Origin of the sequence: Streptococcus sp. C150 (assembly GCF_000187445.1) — a bacterium.
Classification (GTDB): Bacteria; Bacillota; Bacilli; order Lactobacillales; family Streptococcaceae; genus Streptococcus; species Streptococcus raffinosi.
Genome location: NZ_GL698449.1, coordinates 25542 through 49488, shown reverse-complemented (window position 1 = coordinate 49488; position 23947 = coordinate 25542). Strand labels below are relative to the sequence as shown.

Sequence of the window (23947 nt, the reverse complement as noted above, 5' to 3'; positions counted from 1 at the left end):
AGTTACTCCTTATTTTTCTCTAAATTCTTGCGAATTTGATGAAAGACTCGAAAAGCCGTCTCGGCATCTTCTTTTGATATACCTTCTAACAACTGCTCATGAATGGCCTCTCGGAAATGTTCGACATCTTGGGCCTTCTTTTTGCCCAAGTCTGTCAGATGTACATACTTGTAGCGTTTGTCCTTATCTGATGTCACCAATTCAACGAAACCATTTTTCTCCATCCGTTTAACCAGATTACTAGCCACCGATTTAGAGATACATAGTCTTTTCTCAATGTCTTTAATAAAAATTTCCTTATCTTGGTTGTCAGACAAATACTTGACAGCAAAACCTTGAGGACCAGCTAGATGCTCAACACCATGCGCTTTACCTAGCTCTTGCACGCGAGATTCCATGGTATTGATGAACTCTCTAAATTCACTAAAGGGATCTTTTCCATGCATTGCATCTTCCTCCTTAAATAATTCTCATGGAAACTATTTTAGTTCTCATGAGAATTATTGTCAAGAATAAGGTTCCTATGAGAACTAAAAAAGAGTGAGGTAGGAATTTTTAGTGTCTACTCTCACTCTGCAACTGTAATTTGTCTCTCTTAGAATCTATTTCAAGTATCTTTTAGATAATAATACCCTCTAAATGATCCAATTCATGTTGAATAATTTGTGCCAGCATACCAGAAAAACTTAACTGTTTAGGCATCCATTGTTCATCTAAATAAGCTACCTCAATCGACTCATAACGTCTGGTTGGACGACTTCCTTCTAAAGACAAACAAGACTCCTCGGTTTGAAATAGCGAAGACTTGCTTACCAAAACAGGATTAAACATAACCAGATTGACAAAACCAATATTGACGATGATAACACGCTTTTTAACCCCAATCATATTGGCTGCCATACCCACACAAGCATCTTTGTAAAATTCCAGTGTATCACGCAAATCCTTAGCCAAATAGAGGTCCTCTTTAGTCGCTTCTGTCGATTTTTGTCCTAGAAAAAAGACATCCTTTACGATAGGTTTTATCATCTCTTTGCTCCTTCATCATTTCTTATTTATACTCTGACATCATATGTTCTTCTATTATCTGAGTCTAAGGTTTTTATTTTCAGACATAATGACCTCAACCTATTATATCAAAAATGGCGGACCCCTAGGAAAGCAGACGAAAAAAGAAACCCTCAGGCTTCTTTTCATCGTTCTTTCTTCACTCTATACAAATAGCCAATAAAAGCTAAAAAACTAATCGCTGAAACACTCATTGCCATTTTAGCTACTGAGGTATAACCATAGGTCAATACAACACGATGCTTGCCTGGTGGTAAAACTAAATTAGTCGGGTTCTTTTCATTAGATAAGTAAGTTGTTGCTGGTTTTCCATCTATCGTCACTTCCTGCCCCTTGTAGTAGAAAACAGGCAGTGACAAAACTTTCTCAACTTGAGAATTATTAGTCACCTTAAATGACAGCTCATGAGGAGATTGCTTGATAGCTGACTCCATTTCCTGATTACCAAGGAAAAGGTGTTTATCAAAGACAAACTTAAAGGGAACTTCTTTATTGGTATAATCACCGTTGATATTTTTGTAAGTTCCCTTAGCCAGCATTTCTTTCGTAACTTTTGTATTACTCGGCAATATGTTCTTGACTTTAGTCATCTTATCTTGAACAGTAACAATCTGAAACATATTCAGGCAAATACCACTCAGGACAAGTACCGTCGTAGCTTTTAGAGAAATAGTCTTTAAGATATTAGCCAGGGCTAAGCTGAAAAATAGCAAAGCCAAACTCCATAATCTCCAAGGAAATTGAAGATTGGACACCGGGCTTTCCTGCAATAACTGCCAAGGAAAATTCTTCAAGGTTAAAAAGGCTAAAGCAAGAGATATAAAAAGGTAAATTCTAGCTTCCCTATCCTTCACCAAACACTTAGCAAAGGCTAGACTTAACACTAAACCAACAAAATAAAGAAGATTAACTGATGGGGTCCTTAAATCACTACTGACAATAAGCCCCCAGGTATCTGACAAACTCAAAGCCGTTTTGGCTAGAAAAGGCTTAAATGTCGTCCGCAAAGTCACATACCTAAATTGCTCTATCATAGGCACAAAATAGGCCAGAGACATTCCCAAAGTTACTAGAGTAGCCTTAAGAAAGCCCAGTAACCGCTCTTTCTTAGAGTCCCAAATGCAAAAACTGGTTACCACTACTAAGAAAATCAAAACAGAGGCTAAGACGACCGATAAAACATGGGAATAGACAAGGCCAAGCATCCCAAGGGTCAAGACCCACCATTTTTTGTAATCTCCAAAAGTTAGCAAACGCACACCTACAAAAACTAGGGGCAGAAAAATCATCGCCAGCGTTTCGCCAACCGCTGCCCTATAGTAGGAATTATGCAAGAAATAACCCGAAAAGAGATAGAAGGTAGAAAATATCAGCACCTGCTTATCAGAATACCTCAATAAACGTAAGCCATAAAAACTAAGCAAACAGGTTGCAAAGCGAACAAGAAACTGAAAACTCATCCAAGCTACAAAAATAGATTGTGTCAACTTATATACTAAGAAGATTGGATAGTAGGTCAACCAAGGATAAAAGGTATTGATTAACTGGCCAGTGCCTCCATTGGTCGTAAAATTGATAGGACTCTTCCAAATGGTGTCTAGAGACAAAAGACGGTTAATATGAAAAACCACATCATCGCCATAAAGCTTATCTCTAAAAAAGAACATTGGCAAAATTGACACGAAACTTATCAAAAAACTCAGTACAAAAACTGCCCAATTACTAGAGTTCTTTTCTCTTTTCCCAAAGGGACTTTGTTCAATAATCACAATTCTTCCTCTCGTATTAAATCATAAAATTAGCTATAAAAAGAGATTCTTTGCTCCCTCATTATACCAAAAATCTAGCAGGAAACTTTTTACCTCTTTAAAAGATTACGTTCCTGACAACCAGACAGACTATCCACTACAGCTTGATCCACCTGCCATACCTTTTCAAACAAAAAAAGAAACCCGCAGGCTTCTTTTCTTATTTTATCGAGAGGCTTATTAATCAGGTCAGGTCTGCTAATTAAACAATACCTTGAGCTGACATTGCATCTGCAACTTTAAGGAATCCAGCGATGTTGGCACCAACAACAAGGTTACCTTCATGACCAAATTCTTTAGCAGCTTCTGCAGCATTTTCGTAGATACCTTTCATGATATCGTAGAGTTTAGCATCAACTTCTTCGAATGTCCATTGTGTACGTTGGCTATCTTGTGCCATTTCAAGAGCTGATACAGCAACACCACCAGCGTTAGCAGCTTTGGCAGGACCAAATGATACACCAGCTTTAAGGAAGACATCAATAGCTCCCAAAGTTGAAGGCATGTTAGCACCTTCTGAAACAGCAAGAACGCCATTTGCTACAAGTGTTTCTGCATCTGTTTCATCCAATTCGTTTTGAGTTGCACATGGGAAAGCCAAGTCAGCTTTGATAGACCAAACTGTCTTTTCACCACCAGCAGGTGTGTAAGTTGCATTTGGACGAGCTTCTGCATATTTGACAATACGTTCACGTTTAACTTCTTTGATTTCTTTCAACAAGTCAACGTCGATTCCGTCTGGATCATAAACAAAACCAGATGAATCAGAACATGTCACAGCTTTAGCACCTAGGCTTTGCAATTTTTCAATAGCGTAGATGGCAACGTTACCAGCACCTGAAACAACTGCTGTCTTACCGTTAAAGTTTTCACCACGTGCATTAAGCATTTGTTCTGCAAAGTAAACAGCACCGTAACCAGTTGCTTCTGTACGAGCAAGTGAACCACCCCAGTTCAAACCTTTACCAGTAAGAACACCTGTGTATTCGTTACGAAGACGTTTGTATTGGCCATAGAGGTAACCAATTTCACGTCCACCAACACCGATATCACCTGCAGGTACGTCTGTATCTGCACCGATGTGTTTGCTCAATTCAGTCATGAAGCTTTGGCAGAAACGCATGATTTCGTTATCTGATTTACCTTTAGGATCAAAGTTTGATCCACCTTTACCACCACCGATTGGTTGACCAGTCAATGAGTTTTTAAAGATTTGTTCGAAACCAAGGAATTTAATGATTGATTGGTTTACTGATGGGTGGAAACGAAGACCACCTTTGTAAGGACCAATAGCTGATGAGAATTGTACACGGAAACCACGGTTTACTTGTACTTGACCTTTATCATCAACCCATGGTACACGGAATGAAACGATACGTTCTGGTTCAACCAAACGTTCCAAAAGGTTTTCTTCAATATACTTAGGATATTTATCGAAGACAGGGACAAGTGAATCGAAAACTTCTTCAACTGCTTGAAGGAACTCAGCCTCGTGTCTGTTTTGAGCTTTCACTTTTTCAAAAACGCTAGCAACGTATTCTTTACCTGTTGTCATATCAATGTTTCCTTTCAAATAATTACCTTAGTAATTTAATTACATGAATAGTATAAATTTTCAGAATCTTCTTGTCAAGTATTTTTTGTTATTTTTTTGATTTGTATGTTAGATTTTATGACATCAATTCAATTTTATCTATTTTAAGTCTTTTCTAAAACCTTATCAATTCAGCAATGTAAGCGCATTAGCTTTTTTCAGCTTTTTCTTGGAAAAAATTTTGCCTTTTTTGAAATTTTCATGCTATATTGGACGTGAAAAGCAATTTAGTAATTTTACTATTTTCTATTTACAAAGACTTTGAGCTATGCTACTATTAATTTAGTAATTTTACTATATTTCAAATAAAGGATTATTCTTATGAAAAGAAAACAGCTATCAGGAAAGCGTATTGGGATTGTGTTTGGAACTTTCGCTCCAATGCACATTGGGCATGTTGACCTCATCACCAAAGCCAAACGCTATAACGACAATGTTCTAGTAATCGTTAGTGGCAGTAATGGTCAGGAAGATCGTGGAACACGCGCAGGCCTATCACTCAATCGACGCTTTCGTTACGTTCGTGAAGTATTTTATGATGACGAACTTGTTGTCGTAGATAAATTAGATGAAGAAGGGATGCCTGCCTACCCTGAGGGCTGGATTCCATGGGTTAAGCATGTTAAGGAGCTTATCGCGAAAAATACCGATACCCCTGAAAAAATCACCTTTTATGTTGGTGAGCCCGAGTATGTGGCTGAACTCAATGAACACTATCCCCAAGCTCAGGTAGAGCTCATCGAACGTTCTATTATAGACATCTCTGCTACCGAGATTCGTGATAACCCTATGGAAAATTGGCGATTTATCACTAAGCCTTTCCGTCGTCATTTTACACGAAAAGTCCTGGTTGTCGGATCTGCTAGCGGTGGAAAAACTACCCTAGTGAAAGATTTGGCTCGTACATACAATGCTCCCTGTTCTCTGGAATATGCCCGTGAGTATCAAGAAAAGTATAATGTTCGTGATGATGAATTGGATACCAATGACTATATTCACCTCTTGACCGACCAATATGCACAGACCGCTGATATCATTGATAAGGGGCAACACTCAGGTCTTATCTTTGCAGATACCAATTCAACGGTGACAAAGGTTTATATTGACTACTATTTGAAGGAGAGTATTTCTCAAGAAGAATTTGACACCTTGGACCGCCTCTATCAAGTCACTCAAGCTCGCGAAAAATGGGATTTGATTTTTGTCATTCTACCAAAGTCAAACTATGTTGATGATGGTTTTCGCGATATGACCATGGCTGACCATCATACACGTGACTGGTTTACCAAACATCTTTTAGACCTACTGTCACCATTTAAAGACAAAATCGTTATTTTAGGGGATAATAGTGACAGTGATAGTTTTTTTGCAGACAACTACCATTTTGCCAAAAAGGCAATCAAGGAACGGTTGCATATTGAAGTTTAGATGACCTCTTCAAGAAATCATCTCTCAACTTAGCATCAAAGACAAGGAGGAAAAAACATGTCAAAAACCTTTGAAAATTCTGGTAGTGAAAAGGACTTCTTGAAAATCTACCAACAAGAAGAAATGGATAAGTATGTCAGACCCTCAGTAACTGTAGACTCAGTCATCTTCCGCTATTATGAGGGAAGCGTTCAAACCTTACTTATCAAGCGAAAAAACCATCCCTTCTTGGGAAAATATGCGCTTAGTGGGGGCTTCGTCCAAGAACAAGAAGATCTCAATATAGCTGTTTGTCGCGAAGTTCTTGAAGAAACATCGGTTCAACTCAATCCAGAACATATTGAACAACTCATCACCGTTGGGACACCTTATCGTGACCCTCGAATGTGGACAATTTCAGTAGCCTATCTCTGTTTTATGTCTTACGATGACCACCAAGTAGAAAAGGCTGAAGATGATGCCGCATCGACCCATTGGCTAGACATTGCGATGATAAATGGCCAGTTACAACTGATTGACGGTGACAAGCAACTGACTCAAGATGACCTTGCTTTCGACCATTGGGATATTCTGTTGACTGCCATGAAACGCATTAAGGGACGATTAGAATATCATCCAACCATACTCAGCATCATGCCTGATGAAAACACCTTAACCACCTACCGTCAGCTTTTTGGGACTTTTAACGAGGATTATCTCAAAATGGATTCCACAAATTTCTTGCGTCGCTTTAAACATACTTTTCAAAAAACAGGCCGCCAGATGGCAACGAGAACCAAAAAAGCTGCCACTTATTCCTATAAAATCTAGACTCCTTAAAGAGGGTCTTTGTTTGACAATTCGACTCTCACATAGTAGTATTAAGAAAAATTAAAAAGAGGTATCGTATGAAAAGTTTTACATTGATTAGCGGAATCCTCATAACCCTCTTGGGTGTCTTTTTCTTTGCTAATCCCACCAATCTTCTGGCCATCGTCGGTTGGCTTTTTGCTCTAGTGATGTTAGTATCAGGTGTATCAAGCCTCATGGTCTATTTCAAACGAGATAATGAGAAGCGTTCCTTTATTCAACTTCTTCAAAGTATTATTTCAATCATTTTTGGTATTATTTTACTTTCAACATCAGCATGGGTACTCTCAGGTGTCGCCGTAACTATCATTGCTTGGTGGTTGCTGGTCTCAGCCTTTACTCAGGGTTTTCACGCCTATCGCCAACGTCAGTTTGGCTTTTCAGGTCAACCTGCCCTGTCAATTGCCTTGATTTGCCTCGTCTTTGGACTACTGCTCTTTAGCGCACCATTTTTCTCAGCCTTTCTGATTGGGCGCTTGGTAGCTTCATTGATTATTTTTGCAGGTGTCTCTGTTCTCTCCTTTTCATTCCGCTTGTGGTAGGATAGAACCATTCACTAGATAAACTTAAAAAAGCCTTGCATCTGCAGGGCTTTTGTCATACTTTGATTACTAAAGAACTTAGCCTTCTAGCTCACTCAAATACTCATAGCGTTCATATTTTTCAAGCAAGCTTTCATTAGTGGCATCCAAGTCTCGTTGGAGGGTGGCTAACTGTCCATAATCGCTTGCATTTTCGAGCATGGCTGCTTCAATCTCTTCGATTTTAGCTTCAAGCTCGGCAATTTCATCTTCAATAGTCGCCCACTCTTGTTTCTCAAAGTAACTCATGCGTTTTTTGTCTTCTTTGACTTTTTCAACCTTAACGCTAGCTTGTGCTTTTTCCTTTTCAAGAAGGGCCGATTGCTCTTGTAAGAAGGCTTTTTCATCAAGGTAGTCCGTATAATTGCCAAAGAACTCACGCACGCCGCCATCTTCAAAGGCTAGAATCTTGTTTGCCACCTTGTCCAAGAAATAGCGGTCGTGACTTACGGTAACGACAGGGCCTCCAAAACCATTAAGGAAGTTTTCCAAAACCGTCAAAGTTGCAATGTCCAGGTCGTTTGTCGGCTCATCCAAGAGCAGAACATTGGGCTTTTCAATCAAAATCTTAAGTAGATAAAGACGTTTCTTTTCCCCACCAGAAAGTTTAGCAATCTGTGTTCCATGGGTAGAACGAGGAAAAAGGAACTGCTCCAAGAGCTCGGTGATACTGGTTGTTCCAACTGTTGTCTTGACTTCATCCGCCACTTCTTGCAAGTAGTTAATGACACGCTTACTCTCATCCATGTCCTTAATTTGCTGTGAGAAATAACCAATACGTACCGTCTCACCAATATCCAGGACACCAGCTATAGGCACAAGATCACCATTAATGAGATTGAGCAAGGTCGATTTTCCGACACCGTTATCACCAACAATACCGATACGATCACGATTTTGCATGATAAGGTTGAAATCACTGAGAATTTGCTTGCCAGCTTCATAAGCAAAATCGACATGCTCGAAATTAACCACCTTCTTACCAATACGGCTAGTCTCAAAGTTAATTTCAAGATCGTCATTATTGCCCGTTTGGTGAACCTCACCCTTTAGATCCTTAAAACGATTGATACGAGCTTGTTGTTTGGTCGCACGAGCTTGTGGTTGCGTTCGCATCCAGGCCAACTCCTGCTTATAGAGTTGCTTTTTCTTGTGTAGAGCTGCTGCATCACGCTCATCTTGTTCAGCCTTGAGTCGCACGTAATCTTGATAATTTCCTTGGTACTCAATCAGATTAGCCTGGTCTAGCTCAAAGATGCGTGTTGCCACATTATCTAAGAAATAACGGTCGTGGGTAATGAAAAGCACGGTTTTTTTAGACGACTTGAGAAAATTTGTCAACCAGGCAATGGTATCAATATCCAAATGGTTGGTTGGTTCGTCCAAAAGCAAAAGATCAGCATCATTCAAGAGAACCTGAGCCAACTGAACACGACGTCGAAGACCCCCTGAGAGGTCACCAACCTTTTGCGAGAGGTCCGAAAGACCAAGCTTAGACAAGACTGTCTTAACCTCACTTTCAATAGACCAAGCATCCAGACTATCCATCTCAGCCATAACCTTCTCCAAGCGAGCCTGATTCTCCTCAGAATAATCCGCCATAAGCGTTTCATACTCACGAATCAAGGCCATCTCACGAAGGTCCGATGACAAGACCGTATCAAGAACTGTCTTGCTATCATCAAATTCTGGCTCCTGAGTCAAATAAGCTATCTTGTAGCCATTGGCCTTGGTAAAAGGCGAGACATCACCATCAAAGCCAATACGCTCAGATACAACATCTAACAAGGTTGTCTTACCTGTCCCATTGACACCAATAATCCCAATACGATCCAAATCATGGATAATGAATGAAATCTCTTTAAAAACCGTCTTATCTCCAACGGACTTGGTTAATTTTTCAACAATAAAATCTGACATCTTACCTCCTTTTTACAAATAACACCGCTACGGATCTTACGCATGCTCTGTAGCGGTGTGTCATTTTTATAACGTCTAAAGACTCACTTCATAGCTTGAACAAAGGCTATAATGGCTTCCTTGTCATTAGCTAGATTTCCATTAACAATAGTATTTTCAATAGCTTTGAGTGCACGACCAAGGTCCGGTCCAGGTTTGAAACCCAACTCCTTCATCAGCATACCGCCATTTACAACGATTTCGTGCTTATCATGGATGAGCAACTGACCATCCAACTCAGCAATACGCTCATAATCGACTGTCAAGCCCTGAGCTTGTCTCAAACCTTCAGCTTCCTCTAGGAGCTCCTTACCATACTGATAAACATCTGGCTTGGTCACAGCTCTCTCCATACGGAATTTAAAAATCCCAACCAGAGATTGTACTGTCTTCTGGAAATTCACAGAGGTCTTCCATTTTTTAAGGAAAGAGCGTGGATTGTCATGCTTGAGAGCCAAAAGCGTTGCTGCCCAGGCCTGCTCAGAACTTGTAAATCTAAATCCCTCAGCATAATCTGCCACAAAAGACTGCCATTTCTCAGCTGTCTCTTGAAAATCTGGAAGGTACTGATAGGCCTTAGTCTCTAGAAGGGCCTTGATTCCTTTCTTCCAATGTGGGGCCAAAAGTAGCTTATCAAACTCGATGAAACTTCGCTCAATCGAAATCTTTTCCAAAAGCGGAGCATGGCTGGTCATCGCCTCAAAAGTCTTTTCTTCGATATCAAAGTCTAAACTTGCTGCAAAACGTAACCCACGCATGATGCGAAGGGCATCCTCGTTAAAGCGTTCCTCAGCCTTACCAACAGCCCTCAAAACACGGTTGTCCAAGTCAGCAAGACCATTGAACTTGTCGATAACCTCAGCATTTTCATTAAGAGCAAAAGCATTGACTGTAAAATCACGACGCTTAAGATCCTCTTCCAACGAACGCACAAAGGACACACTAGACGGACGACGGTAATCTACATAAACATCCTCTGTTCGGAAGGTTGTCACCTCATATTCACCGCCATTTTCCAAAACCAAGACCGTCCCATGCTCTATGCCGATATCTACCGTACGCTCGAAAACCTGTTTGGTTTCCTCAGGGTAAGAAGACGATGCAATGTCCACGTCATGGATGGGACGATTGAGAAGAGCATCACGAACAGATCCTCCAACAAAGTAAGCCTCAAATCCAGCCGCCTTAATTTTCTCTAATATTGGTAAAGCCTCCTGAAACTCAGAAGGCAAATAACTTAATCTCATAGTAAATGTTCCAAACCATAAACAAGCTGGTCACGTTTAACCACTTCTTTAATCCCAAGATTAACACCACCCATAAAGGAAATACGGTCGTAAGAGTCGTGACGCAAGGTCAAGCCTTCTCCTTGGGCACCAAAGATGACCTCTTGGTGAGCCACAAGACCTGGCAAACGCACACTGTGAATACGGAAGCCATCAAACTCCGCACCACGTGCCCCAGCAAGTGTTTCCACCTCATCTTCAGCTCCTTGACGTTTAGGTTCACGAACTTCACGAATAAGTTCAGCCGTTTTCACTGCTGTACCTGAAGGGGCATCCTTCTTCTTATCGTGGTGAAGCTCAATGATTTCAAGGTCTGGGAAGTATTTGCTGGCTTCTGCCGCAAACTTCATCAGAAGGATAGCACCAATAGCAAAGTTTGGAGCAATCAAGCCACCAATTGACTTGTCTTTAGAAAGGGCTGTCAAGTCCTGAATCTGTGCTTCTGTAAATCCTGTCGTACCCACAACTGGTGCAAAACCATTTTCCAAAGCAAAATGGGTATTTTCATAGGCAACAGCTGGCATGGTGAAATCCACCCAGACATCTGCGTCAAAGCCAACCAAATCCGCCTTATCCGTGAAGACAGGAACACCGTCCACTTCTTTTTCTGTCGCAAATGGGTCAAGCAAGGCAGCTAAGGTCAATTCATCATCTCCCTTGACCATATCAACCGCAGTTGAACCCATTCTTCCTTTAAATCCAGCAACAATAACTTTAATAGACATATCATTTTTCCTCTCTATTGATCATAGTCGTAGACAATCCCCATTCAAAATGGATTGTTCTTTATTTGGTGAACTTAGGTGTCAAGCCTAGAACTAACGCTCCCTCTCCCAAATGGGTAGCAATCACGGCACAGAGGGACACCACTGTTGAAACCTTAACACCTTGGGCTTCAAGCTGTTCTTTAAAATCCTCTGCCTTTTCAGGAACATTGGTATGCAAAATGCTGAGCTCCATGTTTTGATTGTCCTCAGCTAGGGCAACCAAACGCTTCACAGCTTTCTTCTCTGTACGCACCTTTTCAAAAACAACGATTTTTCCTTCATCATTAAAATTCAAAATAGGTTTGATAGACAAAAGATTTCCTAAAAGCGCCGAACCATTCGACAAACGTCCTCCCTTAACCAAATGGTTAAGGTCATCCACGAGAATATAAGCTGTTGTTTGTGCAATTTGCTCATCTAGTTTCTTCAAGATATTGTCAAAAGACATCTCTTGAGCTGACCAATGCAAAACGTTTCTCACCATGGCACCCATAGGAGTTGCCGTTATTTTAGTATCAGGAAAAGCAATTTTCAACTTGGCATGATCTTCAATCAAAAATTGACTGTTGGCCCAAAAACCAGAAATGCCTGAAGAAAGGAAAAGCCCAATGACATGGGTGTAACCTTTATCCTCTAACTCCATCAGTAGGTTATCCAAATCAGCCAGATTAGGTTGCGACATCTTGAGCAGTTCTTCTGAGTTCGCCATTTGCTCATAAAACTGTTTCAAGTCCAAGTTTTTTCCTTCAACAAAAGGCTGACCCTCAATGATGACCGGAATATCTAAAATATATACATCAGCATGTCCCTGAATATCAGCAGGGAGATTAACCGACGAATCCGTAATAACTGCAAGAGACATCTTAGAACTCCAAGTTGATACCTGGGCGATCCAAGGCAATCTCAGTGACTTCATAAGTCAAACGTTGAAGCGTATCCAACAAAGGGGCTGCCAAAGCCTCAGCTTCTTCTTGTGAGAAGTCTTTAGGTTCATTGACGATACGGTTTTGAATATGATCCATTTGAGAGACAATCCCTGAGATAACAAACTCATCACGGACAATCATAAATTGCAAAACAGCAACAACAGACGTGTTGTTAGCTTCTTCATCTTTATTGTGCAACTGGAAAGTTACCTCAACATTAGTTTTAGGAACACCATTTTCTTTTTCCCACTCATGGTTACGAACATCATAGTGGTAACGGTTAACGAATACTTTTTCGCGAATTAAATCCATTAGTCATTATTCTCCTTGATACAATTACTCTTTATTATAGCATAAATATGGTTTTTGATGGAAATATTATTGACAGAAAAATGAGTATTTTAATGAGTTTTTAACACTATAATTCGGGAGTAACTGACAAATGAAAATAAAGACGAGAGTAGGGCAAAACTTGAATGAACGAGTAAAGAACTAAAAGAGGGCCCTCTCAACAATAAGAGAACCCTTTAAACAAGCACTAACATTCCTTTAATGAACGTTTCTGTTGTCCATTTTCATCAAAATTATCAGGAGCTAACCAGTTCTCAAAGCGCTCTTTTAGTGCAGGCCACTCACTGTCAATAATAGAGAACCAGTCCGTATCACGGCTACGTCCCTTATAGATAGCGTGGTTACGGAAACGTCCTTCGTAGGTGAAACCTAGTCGCTGTGCTGCATTGGCGGAAGGACGGTTGAGACTGTCACATTTCCATTCATAGCGACGGTAGTTTAGCACGTCAAAAACATAGGTCATCACTAAATATTGGGCTTCGGTAGCTGCTCGCGTTTTTTGTAAGGCTGGAGCCAAAATGACTCGTCCCATCTCTACACTACGATTTTTAGGCGTAATAGCCATGAGTGAGAAAGTGCCCAGAACCTTTCCTGAGGCCTTATCTCTAATGGCAAAGAAATAAGGATTAGAAGACTGCTCATAGTCTTCCAAACACTGGCGTACTGCTTCTTCAGATTCAAAAGGATCCGCATACATATAGGTCCAGTCAGAAAGAATCCGATTGGTAAAGTAAAAGTCAAGAATATCCTCGTAGTGTTCTGCTACTGTCAAATGTTCAACACTACAATAGCGACCGTCCAAGAGTGCGATATCCGGCATCTTCCCAGAGCTGACATCCGCTAAGCTTGGTCCGACTTCTTGTTGGTACTGATTCAAAGGCATGGGCATCTTCCTTTCATAAATAAGAAAAGCCTACACAAAAGTGCAGACTTTAGCTGAATTATTTAGCAACTGGGTATACAGATACTTGTTTTTTGTCGCGACCTTTACGTTCGAAACGTACAACACCTTCAACTTTAGCGAAGAGTGTATCGTCACCACCACGGCCTACGTTTACACCTGGATAGATGTGTGTACCGCGTTGACGGTAAAGGATTGATCCACCTGTTACAGTTTGACCATCAGCAGCTTTGGCACCAAGACGTTTAGCTTCTGAATCACGACCATTGGAAGTAGAACCCCCACCTTTTTTGTGGGCGAAAAGTTGCAAGTTTTCAAGAGTTTTCAACATAAGATTGTGTCCTTTCTTAGTGATTAGTCGTTAGCTTACGCGTTGATAGCGTTGATAACAACTTTTGTATAAGGTTGACGGTGACCTTGTTTACGGTGGCTACCTTTTTTAGGTTTGTATTTGAAAGTAACAACTTTCTTTTGTTTACCTTGTTTTTCGATAGTTCCGACAACAGTAGCTCCTTCAACAACTGGAGTACCTACTACAGTTTTATCACCACCGACAAGAACAACTTCGTTAAAAGTTACTTCTGATCCAGCTTCAGCGTTGATTTTTTCAACGTAGATCGCTTGACCTACTTCAACTTTAACTTGTTTTCCACCAGTTTTGATGATTGCGTATGTGCTCATGATGCACCTCCTATTAAAATTTTTAATGTGTCTGAGGTTTCCCTCTGTGAAGACTCGCCTAGTACTGCGGGGACGAACCCACTTGCAAACAGTAGTCGTGCGGTTGCACAGGACGTGCATTTAGTCAACGTTTCAATTATATCATTTTTTTACTCTAATAGCAAGAGAAAAAGTTTTTACTTTTTCTTATTTTGTCAACTTAGATTTAACTACAAAATCAAGCTTCTACTCCACTCTGACACCATGCTTGCCTAAAAAGGTCTTAGCCAAAGCGTTCTCCAAAGCTACTAGGGAAAGCGTCTTATCGGTTGTTAAAATCTGATAACGCTCAGTCCCTTCAAAATAGAAATGATTCAAAGCTTGATAGCCATTTTTTTCGTAAAATGCTAGACGTTTTAGACGTTGAGCTCGATTAGAAACATTAGGATCATCCATGGGCTCAATCGTGAGAACACATGGGCAAACGCCTGCTTCTTTCTTCACTTGTGCCAAAATCTGACTTCCGTATCCCTGAGACTGTTTACTTTCTTCAACCGCAAGAAAGAGTAAGTATACTAGGCTGTCAGTATAGATGGTATAGGTTAAGCCAATAAAAGTTTGCTTATCATAATAAGCCAGAAATTCCTGCCCTTTTTTCAAGCCATTCCAAGACAATTGCCAGAGGGGAAGACGCTCACAAGCAGGAAAAGCCGCTTCATAAAGCGAAGCGACCTGTCTAAACGTTGGTGTAAAAGGGTAAACCTTACGAACCTGAACTGCCATGACCCTAACCAATGACCTTTTGATAATCTTCTGGTGTCGCCACACGAGCATGCTCACGTTGACGGTCAAGAAGATGTCTAAAGAACTCATGGTTGCCCAAGGCTTCATGAAGGGTTTGCTTGAAGTGACCGGCATCCATCGGTGAAAAGATATTGCTTGGCGCTGTATACTCTGAACCATGACTAGTATTCGTAAAGGCAAGGATAAGCATATTATTTTCGAAAGCAGCACGGGTCGCTGACAAGATTTCATTTTGATGGTTAATATCCAAGTAGAAATCAGCTTCTTGATAAAGGCGTTTAACCTGTTCTGTTGTAATGTTAGGATAAAGACTAACATTGCTATATTTAGCCAAATCCATCAAGCGACTTGACATCTCTGTAATAGCCCCGATATGATAGTGCATGGTAGGTACTTCACTAACAATACTTTCCAGATGTTCAACCTGATCGGAATTGGTCAAGATAAGTGCATGGTTTTGGAAATGATTTTGACGTGCAAATGGATACATAAAGCCAAGGAAAGCTACATGAGAAGCCTGCTGGGGACTAATCAATTTTAGCAAATTCGTGTAGGCTGTGTAATCCTGAACAACAATCTTGGTTTGACGGTGATTGCTATCAAGGAGCAAACGCATATTGCCAGGAACTGTGTCTGTAATTGGCTCTTGCCAGAAAAGCACATCTTGGCCAGAATTTGGAAGGTTCATCGTTGTCAAGAAAGGCGTTGACAGTGAGTTATAAAGGATACGACTTAAATCATAACCCGCCTCTTGGAGATAGAAGACTACAAATTCCGACTTGTTTTTGAAAATGTAGACTTTTTCCTTCCAATTCAAGATAACATCCTTGGTCAAATGATTAACAACGATAACTTCCTTGTTATCTGGCGTGAAATAACTAGTGATAGTCGCTTCTTGTTTAACATTGTACGTTGTCTGAGAAAAACGATAGCCCTTGTTATTATAGCGGTCAGTCACGCGCAAGCGGCCTGACTCATCATACCAGTCCACAGCATTCACCAAACGTTGATGTTCAGGATGCGCATAATGAATATGTCCACGTTTTTTATCAAAACGGAAAATTTCTGCATTACTATTGGTCCCTAAAATTTCCCAGTAATCTGGCACGGGCACTTGATTAAAGTAAAGAGCAGATCCCTGAACCTTATCAAAACCAGTGAAATAAAGGTAGGGCGAGGTTACATCACTAGGTAGAAAGCCATCATCCGAAAGGCAAACCGTTGTATTGGCATAGCCAGCAACGATTAAGGAGTAATGGAGATCCCAACTACCCTGACTATAACTTTCAAATAAATTAATCATGACTAGTCATCTCCTTTACTAAGTTAAGCCACTTCTGCTCAATTTCCTCTGTCAAAAAGCCTTTAGCGATATCATAAGAGACTTGATGAACATGGTCCAAATCTGTGCGGTTAAAGAAGGCTACAATTTTCTCTGCCAAAGCCGCTACAATGGCAGGTTCATCATCTTTTTCGAAACGAGGAATGAGGTAACCATTTTCATTATCTTTAATAAAGGTTTGGTTCCCATAGCGCACGTCAAATCCAATCATACCAAGACCTGAACCAACAGCTTCTAAAAGAGTCAAGCCAAAGCCTTCACTCTTAGAACCTGACAGGTAAAGCTCGTAGTCCTTGTAGACTTCTGTCAACTCCTGATGACCTTTGAGATGGATGTAATCCTGAGCTTGATTTTCCTCAATAATAGCCTTAAGTTTAGCCTCCTCAGCCCCTGTACCAAAGATATCAAAATTAACTTGTGGCAAGCTCTCCTTGGCCTTAACAACAGCCTTAGCCAACCAGTCCACATGTTTTTCATTGGCCAAACGTGAAGCGGTAATGATAGAGAATGGTTTACGATTGCCATCAGGTTTTCTCAGTTTATCCACACTTCCCACAGGGATGGTTACGATATGAGGCCTAAATGGTGTGTACTTGTTGAACTGATCTAGCATGATATCACGCTGACGATTTGTCGCCGAGATAAAGAAATCGACCTTGTCCGCATTACTAAATTGATACTCGTAATAATTATTCCAAAGAATGGTCTTGTCTGTTACCGCATTCTCACTAAAGTGTTCCGCATGGACCACTACCCCAAGTTTGGCAGGTTTGGCATTACGGAAAACGGCTTGCCCTGTACCAGTTGCACGGTCCAAGATGACAATATCTTTGTCCGTGAGGCCAAGTTGAGACATAAAATAAGCGATAAACTCGTGCTTAGAAGACAAAATCTTATCTGAAAAACGGAAGATACTATCCTTTCCATCAACGATTTCGTCATAGGCAACACTACCATCTTCATTGAAGAAACGGCGTTGGTAAAGATGAGCCTTGTTGTCAACTGGTGTGTAATACTCTGTGAACATCTTGGTGTAAGAGTAAAAATCTTTACGAATCAAGCAACCACGAGAAACCTTTTCCACACGGTGAACAATCTCTTCACCCTCTTTACGCAAGTATGCCGCATAAAAAATGTCCTCTTTAGCACAAAAGAGCTTCACTACCTTACCATTAATTTCACGACGTGTAATATCATAAGGAATTTCATTTTCCAAATCCTTGACGGTATAGGTCGTTGGAGCAATCTTAAGGTCTGTAAAATAGCTATAGAGCCAGATGACATCTTCGTCCGCAAAACCCATGTTACGGGTCAAATCAGACAGGTTGTCCTGCAAGAACATATCCATAAAGACAAACTTAGCCTTGATACCAGTGTTTTTAAAAATGGTAGAACGGTAGGCCTGAGCATATTCGACACCACTTGACGCCCAACCAATTCCTAAATTGATGTTATAAACAGTCATGTATTTTCCTTTCTAGGTAAAATGCAACATCGATATTATTTCTTTATTTGATACAGCTGATGCTAATAAAATCTAAGCAGTCACTATATACTTTGGGACTAGAGCAAGTCATCAATAAGTGTGTCTACTTCGTCTTGTGCCTCTTCGATAGGTGTGATTTCAGTCACCATAATTCCTGCAACCGCCCGTTCAACCAAGGCGTCAACATCCATACGACGCTCATATTGTTCAACGTTTTTGATTTTTGGATTGGTCTTTGGACGGTCCGGTGCAAAGATGGTACAGCAATCTTCGAAAGGTTGAATAGAAATGTCGAAGGTATCGATTTTTTGTGCCAAATCAATGATTTCCAACTTATCCATAGTCACAACTGGGCGAATCACTGGCGTACAGGTGACAGCATTAATGGCCTGCATAGACTCCATAGTCTGACTGGCAACCTGACCAAGACTTTCTCCATTGATAATTACAAGGCCACGTCGTTCCTCACGAATGCGGTCAGTAATACGCATCATAAAACGACGAGTCAGAGTCATCAAATAAGCCTCTGGTGCTTTTTCCTTGATTTCCTCTTGAATTTCAGTAAAGGGTACTTCAATGAACTGGATATTGCCACCAAACTTAGTCAACTTACGGGTCAAATCTTGAGCCTTTTTCAGTGCACCAGGACTGGTGTATGGAGGACTTGCAAAATGGACAGCCTCAATATCCACACCACGTTTAAGGGCTAGATAACCTGCAACAGGCGAATCAATCCCACCTGAAAGCATGAGCATGCCTTTCCCAGCTGTCCCTACAGGTAATCCACCTACACCCTTAATTTCCTCATGAGAAATATAGGCAGCCTCCGCACGAATCTCTACCTTAAGATTAACATCTGGACCTTTCATTTGTGCTTTAATATCAGGCAATACATCAAATACAGCATTTCCTAAAGTAAGGTTGAGCTCACGACTGTCGAGAACAAAGTCGTGGTCACTACGTTTAGCCGTCACCTTAAAGGTAAGTCCATCATGATAAAGCCCAGTCATAATGTCTTGAACAGCTTTTTTCAATACTTCGACATTTTTTTCACATTTGTAAACAGGACTAAAGGCCTGAATCCCGAAAATCTGTTTCAAAGACTCTGCGACTGGTTCGTAGTCTGTGCCATTTAGATAGATGTGTCCACGGTCACGGTCAAAAGTCACTTTCACCTCTGGATAGATGGATAGGACATCCTTGATATTATTTTTAAGTTTATTGATGAAACGCATGCGGTTTTTGCCCTTGGTTGACAATTCCCCGTAGCGCACCATAATTTCTGAATACGTTAGTGTCATTCCTTTTCCTTTTGAACTTGAATTTAGTTTTATTTAATCGTTTTATCTCACTTTTTGTGTCTTAGCGTAGACCTGCTTGAAAATCGTGAGAAATTGTTCAACCTGTCCCATATCATTGTCATCATCGAGACTGATACGAACGGCAGTTTGGGCCAACTTACTTGGTACACCCATAGAAATAAGGGTTCCTGCTGGCTTACCGGCTTTTGAGGAGCAGGCTGATGTCGTTGAAATATAGATTTGATGTTCCTCAAAAGCATGGACAACAACTTCACCACGAACTCCCTTGATGCCAAAGGTCAAAATATTGGGAGCAAAGTTATCACCTTCACCTGAGAAGAGAGTAATGCCCTCATACTTCGACAATTCGTCAAAGATAACTTTTTTCATCTTGGCAATTTTAGGCAGAGACAAGGCCTCTTTATCAGTGACTAAGCGCAAGGCCTTAGCCATACTTGCAATCCCGGCAACATTTTCAGTCGTTGAACGAAGGTCTTTTTCTTGACCTCCACCTGTTAAGAGAGGCGTAATCTTTTTGCCAGCTTTTTTGTAGACAAAACCGACACCACGAACGGCATGGAACTTATGACCAGAAAAGGTCGCAAAGTCTACACGGTCAGTTAAATAAGACGATACAGGAACTTTACCAATAGCCTGAACAGCATCCACATGGAAAGAAATCGTTGGCTCATTAGCTAGAAGATCTGAAATCGCTTGAATGGGTTGGATAGATCCAATTTCATTATTAACAGCCATCACTGAAACCAAGATGGTATCAGGGCGTAACAGTTGAGCAAGAGCTTCTACATCCACGAACCCTTGAGCATTAACTGGCGCATAGGACACTTGAAAACCATGCTCAGAAAGCCATTTGGCAGACTCTTTGACAGCAGGATGCTCAATGTCAGATACGATGACATGTTTACCGTAGGGTTCTTTTTCAAAAGCTACGCCCTTGATGACCCAGTTGTCTCCTTCGGTTCCACCAGACGTAAAGAAAATCTCATCGGCTGATTTTCCAATGAGGTCCGCAACTTGCTTACGAGAAGCCTCCAAAATACGTGTCGCAGATGTTCCTAATTGGTGCAAGCTAGAAGGATTCCCAAAAATTTTCGTTGCCGCTTCTTGATAGGTTCTAAGAGCCTCTGGATAGGGCATGGTTGTGGCTGAATTATCAAAATAAATCATGTTTTTTCCTCGATTAATAGTTACTCCCTATTATAGCATAATTTTTTTAGCATTTTTTGCGAGAAAATCATATAATAGAGAGTACGAAATAATTTTTAAGGAGAGCATCATGTCTGAAAATTACTCACGCCGTAACCATACGTCCAATGAAGAAAGCAAATCTTCCCCTAAAGTGACTGAACACGTTTCTAAAGGCTTCACTGCCTTCCAAAAAGTCCTTACTGCTGTCGGGACCATTTTGTCAATCATCGTAGCGTCTATCACTATTATGAATTTCACATCTTCTAATAAAGATAAGGATACATCTGATTCTTCAGCAAATCAATCAACTGTAGTCATCAAAGAAGGTAACAATAAGACCCAAGATTCAAGCGCTGCCTCATCTAGTTATGGTAATGCGACTGACTCAGAAACAGAAACAAGCAGCCAAGCTGGTAATAACACTTATTCTTCATCAGCAGATACAACAACTGGTGGAAATACAACTACTTCTTCATCAGCAGCCACTGCAGACACAACTACTGGCAATGCGACAACTGGTGGTGCAACAACTGGTGGCGCTGCTTCCAACTAAGACATTTGAAAGGCTAGGAGTTTCCTGCCTTTTTCTATAATCCTATGAACTATACAGAAACCATAAATTTCATTCACTCTTTTAAAGGTAATGGTCGTCGTCCCAAGCTTGAGCGTATGCGCTGGCTTTTGGAGCAAGCTGGAAATCCTCAAATGCACTATCCAACAGTCCATATCGTCGGAACCAACGGTAAGGGATCAACAACCAGTTACTTACAACATATCCTAAGTAAGGCAGGCTATCAAGTCGGAACCTTTACTTCTCCTTACATTACTCGATTTAACGAGCGTATTAGTATTAATGGCACAGAGATTCCTGATAAGGACCTGATTGCTATTGTTGAGAAAGCTCAAGTTTTTCTCAATAATTTAGAACATAACACTTATTTTGACCGACCAACGGAATTTGAGTTGGTCACCCTACTCATGTTTCTCTACTTTGATTTGAAACAGGTTGATATTGCTATCATCGAAGCCGGAATTGGTGGCCGTCTTGATTCGACCAATGTGCTTTTACCAGAGCTTGTCATCTGTACTTCGATTGGCTTTGACCACACTGAAACTCTAGGTAATAGTCTTGCGGAAATTGCTGAGCATAAAGCTGGTGTCATGCAAAAGAATACCCCTACCTTACTAGGTCGTGTTCCTGAAGAAGTTGAACAGCTCTTTAGACAAAAATCACATGAATTTAAGGCTCCTTTGGCTGTTATTGATAGGGAAATCCAGCTCATTCATGCATCCAATCAAGCTCTTCAAGTTACTTATGGTAAGTGGCAGAGTTCAAAACTTAAGCTCTCCATGCTAGGACAGCATCAAGAAAATAATGCTGGTTTAGCCGTCACTGCTGCCCATCTCTTGACTCAAATATTTCCTAAGATTACTGATAAGAGTATCCAAGAAGGCATCGAAGAGACGCATTGGCCTGGTCGCAGTGAGTGGATTGGAAATAACATTTACCTAGATGGCGCCCATAATCCTCAAGGTATTGCCAGTTTAAAACAGGTACTAAAAGATAACTTCGCCAATCGTAGGGTCCACATCCTCTTTGCAGGACTTAGGCGGAAGCCTCTAGCAGACTTACTAGAGGAGCTGAAAGATTATGATATAACGGTAACTAGCTTTGACTTTTTTGAAGCACTGCCCTTGGATGACTATCCTCAACACTTCAAACAGGCGACCAACTATAAAGACTGGTTAATCCAAGCTGATTCAGCGAGTCCTGATGATTTATTTGTCATTACTGGGTCCCTTTACTTTATCTCAGAAGTCAGAAATTATTTGATTAACGAAAAAAAGGCCTAATGCCTTTTTTATTTAGACAAGTTATTTGCTACACACAAAGTGTGGGCTGCTATTTGAGCACAAAGAAAAGCCTGAAACTCTTGGTATTCAGACCTCACTTATTTATCTCATCGTCACAAATTCTTCTGAACCGGTTGGATGAATGGTTTCCATAGCCAAAAAGGCTATGGAAATTCGCAAGGGACTTCCTTGCGATCACTTTCAATTGAGGCCATTCAGACATAAAGAAAAGCCTGAAACTCTCGGTATTCAGACCTCACCTTTTTATCTCATCGTTACAAATTCTTCTGATCCGGTTGGATGAATGGCAACCGTATTATCAAAATCAGCCTTAGTTGCTCCCATCTTAATAGCCACAGAGAAGCCTTGAATCATCTCGTCGACACCGTAGCCAATGCCATGAAGACCGATGATTTTTTCATTCTCACCAAGTGTTACTAATTTCATAGTTGACGGCTGACGATTGTTTGCAAGAGCTGTATACATTGGAGTGAAACTAGATTTATAGACCTTGATATTCTCCGCACCATATTTAGCGATTGCTTTTTCCTCAGTCAAACCAACAGAACCAATGACTGGGTGGCTAAAGACCACAGTAGCAACATCTGTATAATCAAGCTTAGCATCAGCTTTATTGTTGAAGAGTCGCTCTGACAATTGACGTCCCGCCTTGATTGCAACTGGCGTCAAATCTAGTTTACCAGTCACATCACCAAGGGCATAGATACCAGGAACTGATGTATTTTCAAAGGCGTCTGAATAAATGTTACCTCGTTCAGTCAACTCAACGCCCGTCTTTTCAAGACCAAAGCCAGAGGTATTGGCTGCACGACCAATAGCCCAAATGAGGCAATCAACAGTTACTGTTTCTCCATTGTCAAAGCTAATGGTCAAAGAATCGTCAGCATTTTTCACTACTTCTGTAGCATTAGCATGCGTGTGAAGGGTCGGACCTGATTTAGCCATCTCATCGACTAAGACATCGATAATATCCTTGTCAAAGGTACGTAATGGGCGGTCCTTACGAACAAAGAGGTGCGTATCACTGCCAAGAGCATTGAGAACACCAGCAACCTCAACGGCGATATAGCCACCACCGATAACAGCTGTACGTTTTGGTACCTCATCTAACTCAAAGAAACCATCTGAAGTAATCCCATATTCACTACCTGGAATATTTGGATAAAGGGCATGTCCACCTGTTGCAATAAGGATATGTGGCGCTGTATAACGCTCCCCAGCTACTTCAACTATATGAGAATCAACAAATTTTGCATACTCGTATACACGTTCAACGCCATTACTATCAAAACCACGCTCATAAGAACCATGGATACGGTCGATATAAGCCTGACGATTGGCCTTAAGGGTCGCAAAATCAAACTTATTAAGCGTCACATCAAAGCCATATTCGCCCGCATAGCGGTGAAGAGTCTCAGCAACCTGAGCACCATACCACATGACCTTTTTAGGTACACAGCCCACATTGACGCAGGTACCGCCGACCTCTTTTCCTTCAAAGAGAATAACCTTAGCGCCGTGCATAGCAGCACGATTAGCACTGGCAATCCCGCCAGAGCCACCACCGATGACAATATAATCGTATTCTTTTACCATAATTTACCTCTTATATTTCTTTATGGAGCATATGAGCTTCTAGATAAGCCTTGTAAGCCATTTCTGGTTTTACTTTATCATAAATTAAATATCCTGACAAAAATCCGCTACGACACAAAAAACAACCCCGTACTCAACGAGATTGTTTAATCATAT

General features: G+C 40.8%; 23 protein-coding genes and 1 other annotated feature. Of the genes, 5 read left to right on the top strand and 18 right to left on the bottom strand.

Translation table 11 applies throughout. The features are described from left to right. Positions 1 to 2: 2 nt before the first annotated feature. The 4 genes from HMPREF0848_RS00265 to gdhA form a co-directional block, all read right to left on the bottom strand. Complete coding sequence (locus HMPREF0848_RS00265; RefSeq protein WP_008533888.1) at positions 3 to 446, bottom strand: MarR family winged helix-turn-helix transcriptional regulator; 444 nt, start codon at positions 444 to 446, stop codon at positions 3 to 5. A gap of 172 nt (positions 447 to 618) precedes the next feature. Next, positions 619 to 1029 carry a peptide deformylase gene (locus HMPREF0848_RS00260; RefSeq protein ID WP_008533887.1) on the bottom strand — a complete coding sequence of 137 codons (411 nt, stop codon included), beginning with the start codon at positions 1027 to 1029 and terminating at the stop codon, positions 619 to 621. A 164-nt stretch (positions 1030 to 1193) separates the two neighbouring features. Beyond that, positions 1194 to 2837 (bottom strand): membrane protein, encoded by a 1644-nt coding sequence (locus tag HMPREF0848_RS00255; RefSeq protein ID WP_008533886.1) that lies wholly within the window; start codon positions 2835 to 2837, stop codon positions 1194 to 1196. A 241-nt stretch (positions 2838 to 3078) separates the two neighbouring features. Next, complete coding sequence (gene gdhA / locus HMPREF0848_RS00250) at positions 3079 to 4431, bottom strand: NADP-specific glutamate dehydrogenase (protein WP_021145961.1); 1353 nt, start codon at positions 4429 to 4431, stop codon at positions 3079 to 3081. A 360-nt stretch (positions 4432 to 4791) separates the two neighbouring features. On the opposite strand from gdhA, the gene HMPREF0848_RS00245 reads away from it, so the two are divergent. The 3 genes from HMPREF0848_RS00245 to HMPREF0848_RS00235 all read left to right on the top strand — a co-directional run bounded on the left by HMPREF0848_RS00245 (position 4792) and on the right by HMPREF0848_RS00235 (position 7289). Beyond that, entirely contained in the window at positions 4792 to 5898 is a 1107-nt protein-coding gene (locus HMPREF0848_RS00245) for an AAA family ATPase (protein ID WP_008533884.1), read from the top strand. 57 nt (positions 5899 to 5955) lie between these two features. Further along, on the top strand, positions 5956 to 6708 hold the full coding sequence (locus tag HMPREF0848_RS00240) for an NUDIX domain-containing protein (RefSeq protein ID WP_008533883.1): 753 nt from the start codon (positions 5956 to 5958) through the stop codon (positions 6706 to 6708). A 77-nt stretch (positions 6709 to 6785) separates the two neighbouring features. Next, entirely contained in the window at positions 6786 to 7289 is a 504-nt protein-coding gene (locus HMPREF0848_RS00235) for an HdeD family acid-resistance protein (RefSeq protein ID WP_008533882.1), read from the top strand. 78 nt (positions 7290 to 7367) lie between these two features. On the opposite strand, the gene HMPREF0848_RS00230 is transcribed toward HMPREF0848_RS00235, so the two are convergent. From HMPREF0848_RS00230 to HMPREF0848_RS00170, 13 genes are all read right to left on the bottom strand, one after another. Next, a complete protein-coding gene (locus tag HMPREF0848_RS00230) occupies positions 7368 to 9248 on the bottom strand; it encodes an ABC-F family ATP-binding cassette domain-containing protein (protein WP_008533881.1) in 1881 nt (626 codons plus the stop codon). Between the two features lie 83 nt (positions 9249 to 9331). Further along, complete coding sequence (locus HMPREF0848_RS00225) at positions 9332 to 10534, bottom strand: CCA tRNA nucleotidyltransferase (RefSeq protein WP_008533880.1); 1203 nt, start codon at positions 10532 to 10534, stop codon at positions 9332 to 9334. Then, complete coding sequence (gene dapB, locus HMPREF0848_RS00220; protein ID WP_004183981.1) at positions 10531 to 11298, bottom strand: 4-hydroxy-tetrahydrodipicolinate reductase; 768 nt, start codon at positions 11296 to 11298, stop codon at positions 10531 to 10533. The genes HMPREF0848_RS00225 and dapB overlap by 4 nt, the downstream gene beginning before the upstream one ends. A 61-nt stretch (positions 11299 to 11359) precedes the next feature. Continuing rightward, positions 11360 to 12202 carry a DegV family protein gene (locus HMPREF0848_RS00215; RefSeq protein WP_037608695.1) on the bottom strand — a complete coding sequence of 281 codons (843 nt, stop codon included), beginning with the start codon at positions 12200 to 12202 and terminating at the stop codon, positions 11360 to 11362. A 1-nt stretch (position 12203) separates the two neighbouring features. Beyond that, positions 12204 to 12578, bottom strand: a complete 375-nt coding sequence (locus tag HMPREF0848_RS00210) for a DUF1149 family protein (protein WP_002885550.1) — start codon at positions 12576 to 12578, stop codon at positions 12204 to 12206. 226 nt (positions 12579 to 12804) lie between these two features. Next, the gene (locus tag HMPREF0848_RS00205) at positions 12805 to 13500 is read right to left on the bottom strand and encodes a GNAT family N-acetyltransferase (protein ID WP_008533876.1); all 696 of its coding nucleotides are present in this window, start codon (positions 13498 to 13500) and stop codon (positions 12805 to 12807) included. A 58-nt stretch (positions 13501 to 13558) separates the two neighbouring features. Next, entirely contained in the window at positions 13559 to 13849 is a 291-nt protein-coding gene (gene rpmA / locus HMPREF0848_RS00200) for a 50S ribosomal protein L27 (protein ID WP_004183988.1), read from the bottom strand. Between the two features lie 35 nt (positions 13850 to 13884). Further along, positions 13885 to 14199, bottom strand: a complete 315-nt coding sequence (gene rplU, locus HMPREF0848_RS00195) for a 50S ribosomal protein L21 (protein ID WP_002885597.1) — start codon at positions 14197 to 14199, stop codon at positions 13885 to 13887. Between the two features lie 40 nt (positions 14200 to 14239). Next, positions 14240 to 14314: a sequence feature (ribosomal protein L21 leader region), on the bottom strand. Between the two features lie 110 nt (positions 14315 to 14424). Then, a complete protein-coding gene (locus HMPREF0848_RS00190; protein WP_008533874.1) occupies positions 14425 to 14961 on the bottom strand; it encodes a GNAT family N-acetyltransferase in 537 nt (178 codons plus the stop codon). 4 nt (positions 14962 to 14965) lie between these two features. Beyond that, positions 14966 to 16285 carry an accessory Sec system glycosylation chaperone GtfB gene (gene gtfB / locus HMPREF0848_RS00185; protein WP_008533873.1) on the bottom strand — a complete coding sequence of 440 codons (1320 nt, stop codon included), beginning with the start codon at positions 16283 to 16285 and terminating at the stop codon, positions 14966 to 14968. Continuing rightward, complete coding sequence (gene gtfA, locus HMPREF0848_RS00180; protein WP_008533872.1) at positions 16278 to 17789, bottom strand: accessory Sec system glycosyltransferase GtfA; 1512 nt, start codon at positions 17787 to 17789, stop codon at positions 16278 to 16280. The genes gtfB and gtfA overlap by 8 nt, the downstream gene beginning before the upstream one ends. Before the next feature lie 98 nt (positions 17790 to 17887). After that, a complete protein-coding gene (gene thiI, locus HMPREF0848_RS00175) occupies positions 17888 to 19111 on the bottom strand; it encodes a tRNA uracil 4-sulfurtransferase ThiI (RefSeq protein ID WP_008533871.1) in 1224 nt (407 codons plus the stop codon). Positions 19112 to 19153: 42 nt separating this feature from the next. Beyond that, positions 19154 to 20299: a cysteine desulfurase family protein gene (locus HMPREF0848_RS00170; protein ID WP_008533866.1), complete on the bottom strand. Its 1146-nt coding sequence runs from the start codon at positions 20297 to 20299 to the stop codon at positions 19154 to 19156. A gap of 109 nt (positions 20300 to 20408) precedes the next feature. On the opposite strand from HMPREF0848_RS00170, the gene HMPREF0848_RS00165 reads away from it, so the two are divergent. Together HMPREF0848_RS00165 and HMPREF0848_RS00160 are read left to right on the top strand one after the other, a co-directional pair. Next, positions 20409 to 20873 carry a DUF6556 family protein gene (locus tag HMPREF0848_RS00165; RefSeq protein WP_004183998.1) on the top strand — a complete coding sequence of 155 codons (465 nt, stop codon included), beginning with the start codon at positions 20409 to 20411 and terminating at the stop codon, positions 20871 to 20873. Between the two features lie 44 nt (positions 20874 to 20917). Beyond that, the gene (locus HMPREF0848_RS00160) at positions 20918 to 22174 is read left to right on the top strand and encodes a bifunctional folylpolyglutamate synthase/dihydrofolate synthase (RefSeq protein ID WP_008533864.1); all 1257 of its coding nucleotides are present in this window, start codon (positions 20918 to 20920) and stop codon (positions 22172 to 22174) included. 264 nt (positions 22175 to 22438) lie between these two features. On the opposite strand, the gene gorA is transcribed toward HMPREF0848_RS00160, so the two are convergent. After that, positions 22439 to 23791 (bottom strand): glutathione-disulfide reductase, encoded by a 1353-nt coding sequence (gene gorA / locus HMPREF0848_RS00155; RefSeq protein WP_008533862.1) that lies wholly within the window; start codon positions 23789 to 23791, stop codon positions 22439 to 22441. Positions 23792 to 23947: the final 156 nt, after the last annotated feature.

What these genes read in the sequence shown, in the direction of transcription:
- HMPREF0848_RS00215 (WP_037608695.1), bottom strand. Translation starts at nt 12,202, where the DNA reads ATGTCTCTTGCAGTTATTACGGATTCGTCGGTTAATCTCCCTGCTGAT.
- dapB (WP_004183981.1), bottom strand. Translation starts at nt 11,298, where the DNA reads ATGTCTATTAAAGTTATTGTTGCTGGATTTAAAGGAAGAATGGGTTCA.
- HMPREF0848_RS00240 (WP_008533883.1), top strand. Translation starts at nt 5,956, where the DNA reads ATGTCAAAAACCTTTGAAAATTCTGGTAGTGAAAAGGACTTCTTGAAA.
- HMPREF0848_RS00190 (WP_008533874.1), bottom strand. Translation starts at nt 14,961, where the DNA reads ATGGCAGTTCAGGTTCGTAAGGTTTACCCTTTTACACCAACGTTTAGA.
- HMPREF0848_RS00230 (WP_008533881.1), bottom strand. Translation starts at nt 9,248, where the DNA reads ATGTCAGATTTTATTGTTGAAAAATTAACCAAGTCCGTTGGAGATAAG.
- HMPREF0848_RS00245 (WP_008533884.1), top strand. Translation starts at nt 4,792, where the DNA reads ATGAAAAGAAAACAGCTATCAGGAAAGCGTATTGGGATTGTGTTTGGA.
- HMPREF0848_RS00260 (WP_008533887.1), bottom strand. Translation starts at nt 1,029, where the DNA reads ATGATAAAACCTATCGTAAAGGATGTCTTTTTTCTAGGACAAAAATCG.
- gtfA (WP_008533872.1), bottom strand. Translation starts at nt 17,789, where the DNA reads ATGACTGTTTATAACATCAATTTAGGAATTGGTTGGGCGTCAAGTGGT.
- gorA (WP_008533862.1), bottom strand. Translation starts at nt 23,791, where the DNA reads ATGGTAAAAGAATACGATTATATTGTCATCGGTGGTGGCTCTGGCGGG.
- HMPREF0848_RS00235 (WP_008533882.1), top strand. Translation starts at nt 6,786, where the DNA reads ATGAAAAGTTTTACATTGATTAGCGGAATCCTCATAACCCTCTTGGGT.
- thiI (WP_008533871.1), bottom strand. Translation starts at nt 19,111, where the DNA reads ATGACACTAACGTATTCAGAAATTATGGTGCGCTACGGGGAATTGTCA.
- gtfB (WP_008533873.1), bottom strand. Translation starts at nt 16,285, where the DNA reads ATGATTAATTTATTTGAAAGTTATAGTCAGGGTAGTTGGGATCTCCAT.
- gdhA (WP_021145961.1), bottom strand. Translation starts at nt 4,431, where the DNA reads ATGACAACAGGTAAAGAATACGTTGCTAGCGTTTTTGAAAAAGTGAAA.
- HMPREF0848_RS00170 (WP_008533866.1), bottom strand. Translation starts at nt 20,299, where the DNA reads ATGATTTATTTTGATAATTCAGCCACAACCATGCCCTATCCAGAGGCT.
- rpmA (WP_004183988.1), bottom strand. Translation starts at nt 13,849, where the DNA reads ATGTTGAAAACTCTTGAAAACTTGCAACTTTTCGCCCACAAAAAAGGT.
- HMPREF0848_RS00225 (WP_008533880.1), bottom strand. Translation starts at nt 10,534, where the DNA reads ATGAGATTAAGTTATTTGCCTTCTGAGTTTCAGGAGGCTTTACCAATA.
- HMPREF0848_RS00165 (WP_004183998.1), top strand. Translation starts at nt 20,409, where the DNA reads ATGTCTGAAAATTACTCACGCCGTAACCATACGTCCAATGAAGAAAGC.
- HMPREF0848_RS00160 (WP_008533864.1), top strand. Translation starts at nt 20,918, where the DNA reads ATGAACTATACAGAAACCATAAATTTCATTCACTCTTTTAAAGGTAAT.
- HMPREF0848_RS00205 (WP_008533876.1), bottom strand. Translation starts at nt 13,500, where the DNA reads ATGCCTTTGAATCAGTACCAACAAGAAGTCGGACCAAGCTTAGCGGAT.
- HMPREF0848_RS00210 (WP_002885550.1), bottom strand. Translation starts at nt 12,578, where the DNA reads ATGGATTTAATTCGCGAAAAAGTATTCGTTAACCGTTACCACTATGAT.
- HMPREF0848_RS00265 (WP_008533888.1), bottom strand. Translation starts at nt 446, where the DNA reads ATGCATGGAAAAGATCCCTTTAGTGAATTTAGAGAGTTCATCAATACC.
- rplU (WP_002885597.1), bottom strand. Translation starts at nt 14,199, where the DNA reads ATGAGCACATACGCAATCATCAAAACTGGTGGAAAACAAGTTAAAGTT.